The organism is Curtobacterium sp. DN_7.5, from assembly GCF_022655355.1.
Lineage (GTDB): Bacteria > Actinomycetota > Actinomycetes > Actinomycetales > Microbacteriaceae > Curtobacterium > Curtobacterium luteum.
The window spans coordinates 2,537,906-2,553,263 of sequence record NZ_CP093378.1; the positions used below are offsets into that span (position 1 = coordinate 2,537,906).

13 protein-coding genes are annotated in these 15,358 nt (G+C 69.0%); 6 read left to right on the forward strand and 7 right to left on the reverse strand.

The genetic code is table 11. The features are described 5' to 3' along the window. Positions 1–254 precede the first annotated feature (254 nt). The 3 genes from MON03_RS11650 to MON03_RS11660 all read right to left on the reverse strand — a co-directional run bounded on the left by MON03_RS11650 (position 255) and on the right by MON03_RS11660 (position 5,163). A complete protein-coding gene (locus MON03_RS11650; RefSeq protein WP_242088503.1) occupies positions 255–1,778 on the reverse strand; it encodes an MFS transporter in 1,524 nt (507 codons plus the stop codon). 233 nt (positions 1,779–2,011) lie between these two features. Then, positions 2,012–3,109, reverse strand: a complete 1,098-nt coding sequence (locus tag MON03_RS11655) for a LacI family DNA-binding transcriptional regulator (RefSeq protein WP_242088504.1) — start codon at positions 3,107–3,109, stop codon at positions 2,012–2,014. Continuing rightward, on the reverse strand, positions 3,088–5,163 hold the full coding sequence (locus MON03_RS11660; RefSeq protein ID WP_242088506.1) for an aldo/keto reductase: 2,076 nt from the start codon (positions 5,161–5,163) through the stop codon (positions 3,088–3,090). The genes MON03_RS11655 and MON03_RS11660 overlap by 22 nt, the downstream gene beginning before the upstream one ends. Before the next feature lie 241 nt (positions 5,164–5,404). Between MON03_RS11660 and MON03_RS11665 the strand changes: the two genes are divergently transcribed. The 5 genes from MON03_RS11665 (at position 5,405) to MON03_RS11685 (ending at position 9,654) form a co-directional block, all read left to right on the forward strand. Further along, positions 5,405–6,709, forward strand: coding sequence for an ABC transporter substrate-binding protein (locus tag MON03_RS11665; RefSeq protein ID WP_242088508.1), 1,305 nt, complete (start codon positions 5,405–5,407; stop codon positions 6,707–6,709). After that, entirely contained in the window at positions 6,706–7,773 is a 1,068-nt protein-coding gene (locus MON03_RS11670; protein WP_242088510.1) for a carbohydrate ABC transporter permease, read from the forward strand. The genes MON03_RS11665 and MON03_RS11670 overlap by 4 nt, the downstream gene beginning before the upstream one ends. Then, entirely contained in the window at positions 7,770–8,693 is a 924-nt protein-coding gene (locus MON03_RS11675; RefSeq protein WP_242088512.1) for a carbohydrate ABC transporter permease, read from the forward strand. Before MON03_RS11670 ends, MON03_RS11675 begins: the two co-directional genes overlap by 4 nt. Before the next feature lie 175 nt (positions 8,694–8,868). Further along, a complete protein-coding gene (locus MON03_RS11680) occupies positions 8,869–9,417 on the forward strand; it encodes a TetR/AcrR family transcriptional regulator (RefSeq protein WP_022902451.1) in 549 nt (182 codons plus the stop codon). A gap of 66 nt (positions 9,418–9,483) precedes the next feature. Beyond that, a complete protein-coding gene (locus MON03_RS11685) occupies positions 9,484–9,654 on the forward strand; it encodes a hypothetical protein (protein WP_175329491.1) in 171 nt (56 codons plus the stop codon). 298 nt (positions 9,655–9,952) lie between these two features. Here the strand turns inward: MON03_RS11685 and MON03_RS11690 are convergent, their stop codons facing one another. The 4 genes from MON03_RS11690 to MON03_RS11705 all read right to left on the reverse strand — a co-directional run bounded on the left by MON03_RS11690 (position 9,953) and on the right by MON03_RS11705 (position 13,865). Then, the gene (locus tag MON03_RS11690; RefSeq protein WP_242088514.1) at positions 9,953–10,516 is read right to left on the reverse strand and encodes a DUF6578 domain-containing protein; all 564 of its coding nucleotides are present in this window, start codon (positions 10,514–10,516) and stop codon (positions 9,953–9,955) included. A gap of 706 nt (positions 10,517–11,222) precedes the next feature. Further along, positions 11,223–11,519: a hypothetical protein gene (locus MON03_RS11695; RefSeq protein WP_242088516.1), complete on the reverse strand. Its 297-nt coding sequence runs from the start codon at positions 11,517–11,519 to the stop codon at positions 11,223–11,225. A gap of 77 nt (positions 11,520–11,596) precedes the next feature. After that, on the reverse strand, positions 11,597–12,778 hold the full coding sequence (locus MON03_RS11700; protein WP_350355052.1) for an IS30 family transposase: 1,182 nt from the start codon (positions 12,776–12,778) through the stop codon (positions 11,597–11,599). A gap of 244 nt (positions 12,779–13,022) precedes the next feature. After that, entirely contained in the window at positions 13,023–13,865 is an 843-nt protein-coding gene (locus MON03_RS11705) for an AbiJ-NTD4 domain-containing protein (RefSeq protein WP_242088518.1), read from the reverse strand. Between the two features lie 122 nt (positions 13,866–13,987). Between MON03_RS11705 and MON03_RS11710 the strand changes: the two genes are divergently transcribed. Continuing rightward, complete coding sequence (locus MON03_RS11710) at positions 13,988–15,169, forward strand: IS30 family transposase (RefSeq protein WP_350355052.1); 1,182 nt, start codon at positions 13,988–13,990, stop codon at positions 15,167–15,169. Positions 15,170–15,358: the final 189 nt, after the last annotated feature.

A 15,358-nucleotide genomic window follows, 5' to 3' on the forward strand; every position in this document is an offset into this window, starting at 1 on the left:
GCGATCGGTGCGAGGTTCCACGCACGGTGCGAGGCGATCACCCCCGCACGGTGCGCGAAACCTCGCACCGCGCGTATCGGGGCGCGGACGGCTCGCACGGTGCGAGGTGCCAGGCGCGCGCAGCGGACGGTGCGAGGTTCCACACACGGTGCGAGGCGATCACCCCCGCACGCTGCGCGAAACCTCGCACCGCGCGTATCGGGGCGCGGACGGCTCGCACGGTGCGAGGTCCCCGACACCACCGCCCCGGGTCCCTACCGGCGGCGGAGCATCACCACGGCGCCGAACGCCGCCACGACCATGAGCACGGCCGCCACGGACCCGGTGATCGTCACGCCGGAGTCGAACGCCGCCCGCGCCGACGCCAGCAGCGCCTGCCCCGCCGACCCACCGAGGTCCGCGGCTGCCGACACCGCACCGCCGAGGGTCTCCTGCGCCGCCGTGTGCGCGGTCGAGGACAGCCCGGCCGGCACGACCACGTGCGCCCGGTACGCCGTCGCGAGGATCGTCCCGAGCACAGCGGTGCCGAGCACGGCGCCGATCTCGTACGCCGTCTCCGACAGTGCGGACGCTGCACCGGCCTTGTCCGCCGGGGCGGTCGAGATGATGAGGTCGTTCGTGACGGTCTCGGACGCACCGATCCCGATGCCGAGCAGCACGAACGCGAACCCGAGCGCGACGACCGTGGCGTGGTGGCCGAGCACGGCGACCATCGTGTAGGCCGCCGCCGAGAACAGCAGCGCGACCGCGACGACCCACCGCGGCGCGACCCGGGCGACGATCGGCACGACGACGAGACCCGCGACGATCGTCAGCACCGAGCCGGGGACGAGGACGAGGCCGGAGGTGAACGGGTCGAGCCCGGCCACGAGCTGCAGGTGCTGCGCGATGAAGAACAGGAACCCGGTGAGCGAGAACATCGCCGCGAGGTTCATGAGCACGCTGCCGGTGAAGGCCGTGCTCCGGAACAGCGTGAGGTCGAGCATCGGCGTCCGGGAGCGCAGCTGTCGGCGGACGAACGCGACACCGCAGACCACGCCGACCGCGAGCATCGCGATCGCGAGTCCGCGCTCCTCCGGGTGCACGACCGACTTGATCGCCCAGGCCGTGGGCCCGAGCGCACCGAGGGACAGCAGCATGCTCGGCACGTCGACCGGACCCGGCGCCGGGTCGCGCGACTCCGGCACGAAGAACGGGACGCCGACGAGCATGAGCACGAGGATCGGCACCGCGACCAGGAACACGCTCCCCCAGTGGAAGTGCGCGAGGAGCACTCCGCCGACGAGCGGACCGAGGGCGTTCCCGGCCGCGAACATGGTCGACCAGACGGCGAGCGCCATCCGCCGCTCTCCTGCGTCGGTGAAGACGTTGCGGATGATGGAGAGGGTCGCGGGCATGAGCATCGCGCCGAAGACGCCCATGGCGATCCGGGCCGCGACGAGCATCCAGGCGTCGGTGGCGAAGGCGGCGGCGACGGAGAGCAGCGCGAAGCCGGTCGCGCCGACCACGAGGATCCGCCGTCGCCCGATGCGGTCGCCGATGCTCCCCATCACGACGAGCAGGCCGGCGAGGACGAGCGGGTAGGCGTCGACGATCCACAGCTGGGTGGTGGCGTCGGGGTCGAGCGCGCGGCTGATCGACGGCAGCGCGAAGCTCAGCACGGTGTTGTCGACGGAGATGAGCAGCACCGGCAGCATCAGCACGGCGAGGGCCGCGAACCGTCGGGCGCGGCTGCCGGTGACGGCGGTGGCGACGGGGCTGGTGAGCAGAGCGGACACGGGTGACTCCTGGAGGACTTCGAGCCGGACCAGGTCGACGGCACTTCGGTGGGGGTGGTCCGGGACGGGGCGCGGAGATGGACACGCGCCCCGTCAGGACTCCGTTAGTGTACCGTCTGGACGGTGTTGGTTGCAAATGCAACCAACTGGCGGCCGGGAGGCGCGGTGCGGGCCCGCCACGGGCCTCCAGGCCGACGGGTCGGAGCCGTGCCGCGCGGCGCGGCGCGAGCCGACTACGCGCTCTCGCGCACCAGGAGCCGGTGCCGGACCGTGCGCTGCACGGTCGCACCGCTCCGCGGCAGCTCCCCGGCCAGCATCCCGAGCGCGAGGTCGAGCGCCTCGCGGGCGACGGCGTCCAGGTCGACCGCGAGCGTCGTCAGGGTCGGCGACACGAGCGCGCCGAGCGGCAGGCCGTCCACACCCACCACCCGGAGGTCGCCGGGCACGTCCACCCCGGCACGCCGACAGGCCTGGAGCACCCCGAGCGCCATGACGTCGTTGAAGGCCAGGATCGCGTCGAGGCGGCGCCGACGCGCCAGGACCCGTGCGGTCTCCTCCGCGCCGCACTCGGCGGTGCCGTGCGGACCGTGCACGAGCTCGGGGAGGTAGCCGCGTCGGTGCAGGGCGTCGAGCATCAGCACGCCGCGGGCGCTCGGCTGCCCCGGCTGCGAGTTGTCGAGCACGACGGGGTGCCGGACGCCGGTCGCGACGAGGTGGTCCGCGAGCGCCTCGATCGACTCGGCGGGGTCGATCCACACGGCGGCCGTCGGCGGGTCGACGGACGGGTCGAGTTCCACCATCGGCACGGACCCGAGGAGCTCGGTCCACCGTTCGCGGCGGTTGCCGAGGTAGCCGATGACGACGTCCGTCTGGCTCCCGAGTGCCTGCACGATGCGATCAGCGTCGCCCGCCAGGGTCGTGTCCGCGAGCATGACGTTCCAGCCCTGCTCGGCGGCCAGGCGGTAGACGGCCGACGCGAGCTGCGGCGAGTACGGGTTCCGGAGGTCGTTGACGACCAGGCCGAGCTGGTGGTCCCCGCCGGTGACGAGTCCGCGGCCGAACCGGGACGGTCGGTACGCGAGCCGCTCGGCGGCGGCGAGCACCCGCTCCTTCGTGGCCGCACTGATCCCGGACATGCCGTTCATCGCACGCGTGACCGTCTGGCGGGACACCCCGGCCGCGGCGGCGACGTCGACGATCGTCGCGCGGGACGGCGCCGCGGGCACCGGTGGCGTCGCGGGCATCTCGCCCGCGGGGGCCGCGGGCGCGCCGGACCGGTCCGGCGCGCCCGCGGCGCGGGACGGATCGGTCAGTCGCGGAGGTCCAGCCATGCCACCTGTTCGGGAGTGAGGTCGACGGAGAGGCCCTGCATGGAGGAGCGGGCTTCCGCGATCGTACGCGGTCCGAAGAGCGGGAAGGTCGGGAAGGGCTGGTTGAGCACGTATGCGAGGGCGATGGCCGTCGCCGGCACACCGAACTGCTCGCCGAGCACCCGGGCCCGCCGCAGCCGCTCGAAGTTGTCGTCCGAGTAGTAGCAGCGCACGAGCTCGGCGTCACTGGTGTCCTCGGGCGTCGCACGGCCGGTGAAGAACCCGCGGGCCTGCGAGGACCACGGCAGCAGCGGGACCTGACGCTCCTCGAGCCAGCGCTTCGACGCCGGGTCGGTCGCGTGCCGGCAGCCAGCCCACGGCACGTCGTACGCCTCGGCGAGGCCGAAGTGGTTGCTCAGCACCCCGAAGCCGTGCTTGCCGTTCGCCGCCGCGTAGGCGTTCGCCTCGTCGAAGCGTTCGAGGCTCCAGTTCGAGCCGCCGAACACCCGGATGCGCCCCGCGCGGCGGTGTTCGTCGAGCACGTCGACGAACTCCCCCACGGGGACGTCCTCGTTGTCGCGGTGCATCATGTAGATGTCCGCGTAGTCGGTGCCCTGGCGCTCCAGGCTCTCGAGCAGCTGCGCGGTGAGCGACTCCGGGTCGCAGAACGGCGTGTGCGCGCCCTTCGTGATGACGACGACGTCCTCGCGGATCCCGCGGTTCTGGATCCACTTGCCGAGGCGCCCCTCCATCGTGCCGCCGCCGTAGATGTAGCCGGTGTCGAAGACGTTGCCGCCGCGGCTGACGAAGTGGTCGAAGATGGCGCTGGCGTGGGCGAGGTCCAGCTGGTTGTCGACGCCCATCACGAGGCGTGACAGCCGCTTGCCGACCCCCGCGATCTCGCCGTACCGCATCGGGTTGTCCGCGTGGTCCGGGGCGGCGGCCGCGACGACGAGCGGGGCGCCGCTCACCGTCGGGATGTCGGCGTCCTCGGCCTCGAAGGGGTAGCGGAGGCCGATCGCTGCCCGCCACCGGTCGAGGGTCCGCGCGGTCGCGAGGGATTCGTCGATCGTGATCTCGGGGGCGTCCGTGCGCCCCTCGCGGAGGGCGGCGGTCGTGGCGTCGGCCTCGAGCGCGTACGGCTTCGCGCCGGCGAACGACAGCGTCCGGGGCTCCTCGTCGACCGTGCTGACCTCGATCGTCGGGTCGTCGCCGAGGGTCCACGGGTCGCGGAGCACGATGCGGCCACGCGTGCCGTACACGGTGACGGCGTTCTCGTCCTGCACGCGGACGCCGGTGCGGACCACGGCCGTGATGCCGGACGGGTAGGTCAGGTGCGCGGTCGTCCACTCGTCGACGCCGGTCGGGCCGAGGGTCCCCGTCGCGGTGAGCTCGGTCGGCTCGGCGACGGCGACACCGGTCGCCGCCTGGACGACCGCCGCGGTCATCGTGACCGGGTACCCGCCGACGTCGAGGATGCCGCCGCCGGCGGTGGCGACGTCGAAGAGCCGACCGGTCCGTGAGCCGGCGCGGAACGCGAAGGACGCGTCGACGTGCGTCACGGCGCCGATCGCGCCGTCGCGGACGAGCTCGCGGAGCGCAGCGGTCTGCGGGTGGAAGCGGTACATGTACGCCTCGACGAGCGGGAGTCCCGCCTGGCGTGCGGCATCGGCGAGCGCCATCGCGGTGCCGTGGTTCGGGGCGAGCGGCTTCTCGCAGAGGACCGCCTTCCCGGCTGCGAGGGCACGGAGCACGAGGTGCGCGTGCCCGGTGTGCACCGTCGAGACGTACACCGCGTCGACGCGCGGGTCAGCGAGGACCTCGTCGTACGACGCCGCCGTGACGTCGTCGAAGCCGTGCTCGGACGCCTCGTCCGCGAAGGCCTGCGCGCGGGCGGGGTCGCTGCTGCCGGCGGCGACCAGCACGCCGCCGACCGCCGGGTCGACCGTGCCCGTGGCGCCGTTCCCGCTCGCCGGCAACTGGGACAGGAACCGGCGGGCGATGCCGCCGGGTCCGAGGACGGCCCACCCGTCGTGCGTGCGGGTGGTGGCGGGGGTCGCGGTCTGCGCTGACATGCGGATCCTGTTCGTCGTGAACCTTCACGGTCGCAGTGACGCTAGCCCGATCAGCCCGTCAGCACAATGCCGGAGAGGCTTGACACGGCGTGTCGCGGAGAGCATGCTCTGACCACTTCGTGAGCGTTCACGGTCGAACGCTCGGCACGGGTCTCGACGATGAGTCCGCGTGCGCCGGCCGCTGCCCGACGAGCGCGCCGCCGAGGTGTCCGGCAATCTCAACGACGAGAGCAGGTCGTCCGTGACAGCAGCGCAGTCCGTCCGTCTCAGCAGGCGGGGGTTCCTCGCCGGGGCGGGAGCCCTCGGGGCACTCGCCACCACCACCCTCCTGGCCGGGTGTTCGACCGGCACCGCGATCTCCCGCGACCCGGACGAGCTCGTCCTCTGGTACTGGAACCGGTCGCTCGACCCGAAGTTCCTGCGGCGGGCCGCCGGGGGGATCCCCGGGCAGGGGTCGAAGCGCCTCCGCCCCGACCTCATCGGCGGGGCGTCGTACGACACGAAGTTCCGCACGGCCCTCGCCGGCAACGCGTTCATCCCGGACGTCCTGATGATCAACTCGAACTGCTGGCTGTACTTCCCGGACGAGGAGCTCTTCACCGACTTCCGTCCCACCACGGCCGAGCGGTCGTCGTACTACGACTGGAAGCTCTCCCTCGGTCGGACACCGTCGGGACGCCAGTGCTTCTGGCCGGTCGACACCGGACCGACCGGTTTCTTCTACAACCAGGAGGTCCTCCGGAAGGCGGGCCTGCCGACGGCGCCGGACGAGGTCAGCGCCGCGATCGGCACGTGGTCGGACTTCCGGGACTTCGGCAAGCAGATCAAGCGGAAGACGGGCGCGGCGACCATCATCACGGCGACGCAGCTCTTCAACCAGTACATCGCAGCGAGCCCGGCCCGCTACTTCGACCGGGACGACCAGCCCCTGTACCAGCGCGACGACAGCGCAGTGCGGAAGGCCTGGGACAACGCGGTCGAGTCGATCCGGGCCGGCATCACCGGCAACCTGCAGTCCGGTACCGACCAGAACGCCGGGTGGGTCGCTGGTCGGGTCGCCGGACAGATCGAGGGCGCGTGGTGGACGCAGGTCATCCACGACACCGCGCCGGACCTCTCCGGCAAGTGGCGCATCGCCCGGCAACCCGAACGCCCCGGCAACAGCGGTGGCTCGTTCCTCGCGGTGCCGAAGTCGTCGAAGGACCCGGCGGCGGCCGTGGCGTTCGCGAAGTGGATCACCGGGCCAGAGGTCCAGTCGCACACCTACAACGACATCCAGCTCTTCCCCTCCACCCCGGCGTCCTTCTCGAACGGGCTCATGCGGAACCCGGGCGACTACTTCGGCGACCAGGATCCGCTCGACTTCTTCCGCGACGCCGCACCGGAGGTGCCCGTGACCTACATCTCGAACCGGGAACGGTTCATCGGCGCGTTCGCGACCGAGATCACCAACGTCGAGTCGACGGGCAAGGACCCGGAGCGGGCGTGGAAGGACGCGGTCGACCAGACCGACCGCGTCCTCGCGAAGCGGGGGGTGGCGGCATGACCTCCACCCGCGAAGCCCCGGCGACGACCGCGAACCCGGTCGTCGGCGGGACGCCCACCTCGTCGATCTCGACCGCGGCGACGGGCCACCGGTCCCTCCGCCGCTTCTGGCCGCAGTACGTCGCGATCGCGCCGTTCTACGTCCTGTTCCTGGTGTTCGGGCTGTTCCCGATCGTGTTCTCGATCGTGCTGTCGTTCACCGACTGGGACGGCGTCGGTGCGCCCGCGTGGGTCGGGTTCGCGCAGTACCAGTACCTGCTCGGCGACCCGCGGTTCTGGAACGCGGTGTCGAACACGTTCATCATCTGGATCATCTCCACGGTCCCGATGCTCTTCCTCGCGCTCGTGCTCGCGTTCCTGCTCCACGGGAACATCCGCGCGAAGGGCTTCTACCGCGTCGCGTACTTCATCCCGAACGTCACGAGCATGGTGGCGATGGCCATCGTGTTCGGGTCGGTGTTCTCCGACGGCTTCGGACTCGTGAACGCCGCGCTCCGTGCCGTCGGTGCGGACCCGGTCGGGTGGCTGTCCACCTACTGGGGCGTCAAGGTGACCATCGCGGTGATGGTCATCTGGCGGTGGACCGGGTACAACGCGATCATCTACCTCGCCGGCCTCCAGTCGATCCCCACCGAGCTGTACGACGCCGCGAAGGTCGACGGCGCGAACACCTGGCAGATCTTCACCCGGATCACGATCCCGATGCTGCGGCCGGTCATCCTGTTCACCGTCATCACGTCGACCATCGGTGGCCTCGGACTCTTCACCGAGCCGCAGATCCTGTTCAACGGCCAGGCCGTCGGCGGACCGGACGAAGCCGGCATGACGATCGTGCTGTACCAGTACGACCAGGCGTTCAACCAGTTCGACTTCGGCTACGGGTCGGCGATCGCCTGGGTGCTGTTCTTCTTCTCCGTGGTGTTCGCGATCATCAACTGGCGACTGCTCAGCGAACGAGACGGCTTGAAGACACCGAGGCGACTGCGCACCTCGCGTGCCCTCACCCTCGCCCCGGCCACCACGTCCACGACGTCCACGACGTCCACGAAGGGGAACCGCGCATGAGCGCCGACACCGCGCCCCGCACCACGAACACCGCAGCTGCACTCGGCCGCCCGAACGCCGTCGCCGACCGGCCGGACGACCACCGCCGCGGGTTCCGGCACGGCTGGGTCGGACGCGTCGTCACCCACCTGTGCCTCATCGTCGGCGTGGTGCTGTCGATCTTCCCGTTCTACTGGCTGCTCGTGATGTCGACGTCGTCGAACGCGCAGATCTTCGGCTACCCGCCCTCGCTCTGGTTCAGCGACCACACGATGCAGAACCTGGCGACGGTGTTCGGCAGCGTCGACATGCTCCGGGCGCTCGGGAACACGGTGCTCGTGTCCGGGGCCACCGCGGTCCTCGTCATGCTGTTCGACTCGCTCGCCGCGTTCGCGTTCGCGAAGTACGAGTTCCCGTTCAAGCGCTCCCTCTTCACGATCATGCTGGCGACGTTCCTCGTGCCGGGCAGCCTCTCGCTGGTGCCGAGCTTCGTGCTCATGGCGCACCTCGGGTGGATCGGCGGCCTGCAGGCGTTGATCGTGCCCGGAGCCGCGAACGCGTTCGGCATCTTCCTGCTCCGACAGTTCGCGACCGGGTCGATCCCGAACGAGATCATCGACTCCGCGCGGGTCGACGGCGCCGGGTTCTTCCGGACCTGGTGGTCGATCGCGGTGCCCATGCTCCGCGGCGGGCTGGCGTTCCTCGGGATCTTCACCTTCATCAGCTCGTGGAACGACTACGTCTGGCCCCTCATCGTGCTCATCGACCCGAAGGGACAGACGCTGCAGGTGGCGCTGGCCTCGCTCAGCTCGGTGAACGCGACGGACCTCGGCTCGGTGATGGCGGGCGCGGTGATCAGTGTGTTCCCGCTCATCGGGGTGTTCATCATCGGCTCGCGACACTTCATCGCGAACATCGCCGCCGGAGCCCTCAAGGGCTGACACGACCCGCAGGCGCCGTGGAGGATGGCCCACGGCGCCTGCGCCCATGTCCGCAGCGCCTACGCCTGTGGCGCCCGCGCTCGCGTCCACGGCGCTCGCGCCCTCGCCCGCGCCGCGTCCAGCCGGCCTCCGCGCCGTGCGCGCTGGCCCCGCCCGCGCATGGCAGACTTCCGGCATGGCAAGCGCCCGCGATCGTGTCCTGGACAGCTTCGTCGCCATCGTGTGCGAGGAAGGCGAGCGTCCGGCGACCCTCGACGCGGTCGCCGCGCGCGCCGGCGTCTCGAAGGGCGGGCTGCTGTACCACTTCGGGTCGAAGGCCGCCCTCGTCGAGGGGCTGTGCGAGCGCCTCTCCGACCTCTCCGCGATCGACGTCGAGCGGATGCGCGAGGCCGAGGACGGCGTCGCCCGCTACTTCGTCCGCAACTGCCAGTGGGTCGGCAGCGAGCTCGACCTCGCACTGCTCGCTGCGAGCCGCCTGCAGCAGGCCGGCTACGAGGAGGCGGGCCGCACCCTCGACGAGACTGAGAACGCCTGGCTCGAGACGCTCGTCGACGAGCTCGGTGACGAGCCGACGGCGCAGGCAGTCAAGCTGCTCGGCGACGGGCTCTACCACCAGGCGTCCCTCGGTGCCACGACGGACGTCCGGCCCACCCGTGGGGTCGTCGACATGGAGGCCCTGCTCGCCGTCGTCGACCGACTCATCGCGACCAAGCCGGCCGCGTGAACCAGTCGCCCCGCTCCTGGGGATAGACTGGCACCCGCATCACCCGCTGATTCCGGAGGTACCACCGTGGGCCGCGTCATCGCCGCTGTTTTCTCGATCCTGCTGCTGCTGGTGTCGATGTACCTGTTCGGTTTCGCGTTCCAGGTCGCGTCGGGCCAGGCGTTCGTCTTCATGGGCGGCCTGATCCTCATGTGCATCTCGTTCTTCCTGCCGATCCACGTGTTCGGCAAGCGGTAGTCACCGCCGCACACGACGCTCGGCCCCGCACCCTCCGGTGCGGGGCCGTCGCCGTTTCCGCCGTACGGACCGGCCTGGAGGCGCGGCGCGCGCCCGGCGCACAACTCCCGCCCGCCGACAACCCGTCCTGGACCGGAGCGGGCAGGCCCCGCCAGGAGGCCGGTGGCGGGCACCAGTGCCGGATCGCTCGACCCGTCACGAGCAGAGTGCCGATGGGCGATCGTCGAACGGACCGGCCAGCGGTGAACAACCGCGCCGCACCAGGGGCGCCGGTCTCGAGGTCGCTGAGCGCTGTCCGTCAGGAACGAATTCGGACGATCCATCCCGTGATGGTCCCGTGGTGCGGGCGCCGGGCGGACAGGGAGGACACGGTGTGCTGCTGCCCGGCATGGGTTTCCGGCGCAGAGTACCCGTAGCGCTCCGAGTCCACGAAGCGCACGGAGACCTGGTCGATGCGGACCACGACACCGCTCAGGTCGCGTCGGGTCGACAGCTCCTCCTCGCTGCGCTCGTGGTCGTAGGTGTCACGCTGCAGCGGAACCGTCCTCGGGACCGTGAGGATCTCATCGATCCACGGCTGGTCCGATTCGTACAGGGTCCATGTGATGTGCTCGCCCACCGCCACATCGAAACCGTCTTCGTCGACTTGCCACTCGGTCAGCCAAACGTCCGTCTCCCCGTCGGCCAGCGCAGGAACAGCGTCCTCGGATGCGACCGACGGCGTCGGAGTTCGCAGGATCGGTGCCGCACTGACCGGTTCCGACGATGTGTCAGACAGGCCCCCGAAGAGCCGTTTCCACAGGAGTCGGGGCAGCACGACATGACTCCGCGACGGACGATCGTCTGGCTCGCTCGGGGACATCCAGTCAGCGTAGATGCGGAGCAGTGCGGCGCAGAGGAGTTCATCGCAGTATCGACGAGGTCGCGTTGCCGCTGACGTGTCCCGCCGACCGATCGGTGGACGAGACAGGGTCAGGCCCAGCGAACGCTGCTTGGCTAGGCGAACCGGGCAGCAGCAGCGGAGGGAATGCGAATGGAGGCAGTGTGGCCACTGTGGACCGTCGGAGGCGTGTTCGTCCTACTCGGCGTGATCTTCGCAGCAGCCACGTCGTGTTCGTCGGTACGCGCGATCGACTTCGACGTCAACGAGGGGGTCTTCGGCGCATCACCGCGATTGAAGGGTGGGGTCGAGATCGAGTCTGGTCTCGGCGCGGTTCGGATCGGGGTCCTTCCACGCGGGCGAGGCGGGATCGGATTCGTGAGCCGTGCAGCAGTAGCCGAAACCCTTCGTCTACGAGACGCGAGTCCGCATCACTGAATCAACCGCCGTCCGATGAAGGATCGGTCAGCGGTCCGACCGGCCAGCTCGCCCGGAGACGATCAGCACCGCGAACGCCACGACGATGAGTACTGCCCCGAGTATTTTCGTCGGCACTCCCGGGGGCAGTACGAAGAGGCCAACTCCGCATGCCGCGAGAACAACCAGAAGCATGAGTGTCGCGGGTCGGATGTGCATGCGTCTGTCTATCACCGTCAGCGCCGCTCGCACCGTCTCAGTAGCCGATCGGCTACCGGCCTGTCGAATGCTGCTTGCCCTCGGGCAGAAGATGCCCGATGGCTCGTAGGACGTCGCCCAGCCAAACGAGTTCCCAGTTCAACGTCCGATCGGCGGCCGGCGCCGTCGTCAGGTTGTCCCACGACTCGGTCAGCTGACCGATCGTGGCTTCGGGTGGATCGCTCGACACGTCGTAGAGGCCCGGAGCGGGCAACGAGTAGAAGTAGTCCTCACGCAGCACGACCGACTCCCCGTTCGCACGTTCGATGTGCTGAAGGATCCGATCGAACACGAGACGGAGATCAGTCACCGGAATCTGAAGACCGTTCCATTCAGGCATCCCACGAACATGGCGCAGAGGGGCTGTCTCGTCAACCGATGGCGGTTTCAAGGGGTCGTCGCAACGGGTGGTTGTTTCGGGTCCGAGAGTAGCTGCTCGAACGCTTCTGCCGGGGTGCGATAGCCGAGGGTCTTGCGGGGTCGTCCGTTGAGTTCGGCAGCGACTTCGCGGAGCCGTTCCGGGCTGTGAATGGCGAGGTCGGTGGACTTGGGGAAGTACTGCCGGAGCAGGCCGTTGGTGTTCTCGTTCGAGCCGCGCTGCCAGGGCTTGTGCGGGTCGCAGAAGTAGATCGCGAGGTCCGTGGCGAGGGTGATGTCTTTGTGCCGGGCAAGCTCGGTGCCCTGATCCCACGTCAACGACCGACGCAGATGCCCAGGCAGCGTCTGGATCGTGGGGATCATCGCGTCGCGGACCGCATCGGCGCTGTGTCCGTTGGGGAGGTGCAGCAGCATCACGTATCGGGTGGTGCGTTCGACCAAGGTGCCGATCGCGCTCCTGGCGTTGATCCCGACGATCAGGTCCCCTTCCCAGTGGCCGGGGACGGCCCGGTCGTCGGCCTCGGCGGGGCGTTCGCTGATCAGGATCATGTCGCGGATCTTCGACCACGACGCCCGCCGCGGCTCGCCCCGGTGCCGACGGATCGCGCGGCCGGTGCGGAGGTGTTTGTGCAGGTCAGCGCGCAGGTGCCCGCGGCCCTGGACGAACAGGGACTGGTAGATCGTCTCGTGCGACACGTGCATCTCCGACCGGTTCGGGAACGTCCTGGCCAGGTCATCACGGATCTGCTCCGGGGACCAGTTCCGCACCAACCGCAACTCGACCTGCAGCGCAAGCTCGACCCGGTCAAGCTTCCGGGGCTTCGGGCGCCGCGCTCGAACACGGCACTGCTTCTCCGCCGAGTACGGCCTGTAGTACCCGCCAGCTGCAGCGTTCCTGCTGAGCTCGCGACTGATCGTCGATGGTGCCCGGCCGAGGGCTTTCGCGATCGCGCGCACGCCGGCGCCGCTGAGGCGCAGGTCCGCGATCTGCAGCCGCTCTTCCTGACTCAGGTACCTGTCGGAGCGGGGCTTGTGGGCGAACGGATTCCGTCCGCCGGCTGCTTTGACCCAGCGGTATCCCTGACGTCGGTCCACGCCGACAGCATCACAGGCCGCCGTCCGCCCGAGACCTTGTCTCAATAGCTCCCAGAACCGCGCTTCCCGCGCACGGTGTTCCAGCCTCGATCCCATCCGCAACGCTCCGATTCACGGTGGTGTTGCAACGACCGGCTGAACCCAAGGATCGCTGGCCGGACGTTGGCGCGGAACCGTTGCGAGAAGATGTGCGGCGCACACGAGTCAGCCGTTGGCACCCAAACGTGGTCTGGAGCGCGCGACCGTAGGTCCACCTGGGCCCTGAGCTCGCAGAAGACTTCAGGATCAAGCAGCCTGAGGTGCTAACCGGCTTGTTGCTCGCCTTCCGGTGAAACGAGGATCAGATGAGCTCGCTCTTCCTGCCGGCTTCGATGACGTAGGACACGAATGCGGAGCACGCGACGAGCATGTACTTTGCGAGACTTTGGTCAGCATCCGCCTGGTCGATAGCCGCGTGACGGATACCCTGCGCGTCAGACGTCCAACCGTACATCTTTGACCAGGCGCCCTCCAGCGCGGGATGAAGCTCGATGCCCCCCGTCTTGAGCTTCCGCAACCCCGCACCGAGCGTGCCCTCGCCCGTAACCGTCGCCACAACGGATTCCACCGCCGAGATTGCTTCCTTGATGCTGTTCGGGTAGTCCGGTGTCTGCCGATCGGCAAGCAGTTCTGTTGCGCGAAGCAGGTGGTTGCGAGCACCGTTGAGCTGGACGGTGAGATCCAGCGCGTCCGTGACCGCGGCGATCGACATGTCGTCGCTGAGTGGAACGAGTTCTCGCTCGATCAGTCGGTAACCGACAAGGTACCGTTCGAGGGTGGCATTAAGAAGGCCATCGAAAGTGTCCGGAACCTGGTAAGTGAACTGGTTCGAGAATTGGTGCAGGTATTTGCCGTAGGCCTCGATGCAGTCCAAGGCTTCGAACCACTCACCGTCCATGATTGCCGACTTGACCAGCCCCCAAACCTTCTCGTCGCGCGGCTGCTCATCACGGGCGTTCTTAAAGTACCAAGCCCAGATTGCGGCAGTGATCGCTGTATCGACGTCATAGGCCATCGGATCGCGCATAAGTCCGCGAATGACATAGACGGCGTTCCAGAGTTCCGTCCTGGTCTCCGTGTCGAGTGCGTCTGTCTGTGTTACGGACCGGCGTGACGTGAACCCCATGCGTTCGGCGAAGGACATGGGTGAACCGTAGCGTCCGCCACTGACCGTCGATCTTCCACGGGCCCAGCCGATGCCGTCTCGATAGCCGGTCTTGGGTTCAGCCGGTCGTTGCAACACCACCGTGAATCGGAGCGTTGCGGATGGGATCGAGGCTGGAACACCGTGCGCGGGAAGCGCGGTTCTGGGAGCTATTGAGACAAGGTCTCGGGCGGACGGCGGCCTGTGATGCTGTCGGCGTGGACCGACGTCAGGGATACCGCTGGGTCAAAGCAGCCGGCGGACGGAATCCGTTCGCCCACAAGCCCCGCTCCGACAGGTACCTGAGTCAGGAAGAGCGGCTGCAGATCGCGGACCTGCGCCTCAGCGGCGCCGGCGTGCGCGCGATCGCGAAAGCCCTCGGCCGGGCACCATCGACGATCAGTCGCGAGCTCAGCAGGAACGCTGCAGCTGGCGGGTACTACAGGCCGTACTCGGCGGAGAAGCAGTGCCGTGTTCGAGCGCGGCGCCCGAAGCCCCGGAAGCTTGACCGGGTCGAGCTTGCGCTGCAGGTCGAGTTGCGGTTGGTGCGGAACTGGTCCCCGGAGCAGATCCGTGATGACCTGGCCAGGACGTTCCCGAACCGGTCGGAGATGCACGTGTCGCACGAGACGATCTACCAGTCCCTGTTCGTCCAGGGCCGCGGGCACCTGCGCGCTGACCTGCACAAACACCTCCGCACCGGCCGCGCGATCCGTCGGCACCGGGGCGAGCCGCGGCGGGCGTCGTGGTCGAAGATCCGCGACATGATCCTGATCAGCGAACGCCCCGCCGAGGCCGACGACCGGGCCGTCCCCGGCCACTGGGAAGGGGACCTGATCGTCGGGATCAACGCCAGGAGCGCGATCGGCACCTTGGTCGAACGCACCACCCGATACGTGATGCTGCTGCACCTCCCCAACGGACACAGCGCCGATGCGGTCCGCGACGCGATGATCCCCACGATCCAGACGCTGCCTGGGCATCTGCGTCGGTCGTTGACGTGGGATCAGGGCACCGAGCTTGCCCGGCACAAAGACATCACCCTCGCCACGGACCTCGCGATCTACTTCTGCGACCCGCACAAGCCCTGGCAGCGCGGCTCGAACGAGAACACCAACGGCCTGCTCCGGCAGTACTTCCCCAAGTCCACCGACCTCGCCATTCACAGCCCGGAACGGCTCCGCGAAGTCGCTGCCGAACTCAACGGACGACCCCGCAAGACCCTCGGCTATCGCACCCCGGCAGAAGCGTTCGAGCAGCTACTCTCGGACCCGAAACAACCACCCGTTGCGACGACCCCTTGAAACCGCCGGTCCACCAGTGAGTCACGGGGTGCTTGCGAAGGCTTCGGATCTCTGCGGCCCTCCTCTGGAGCAGAGCCCGTCTCACATGAGTGGTCCGCGAACCATCTCAGTTCAGGCACGCCGTACGGACGCTTCGCGTCGCACCACGGCTGAGCTAGACGCTGCTCGACGTTGCTGCTCCGTGCTGCC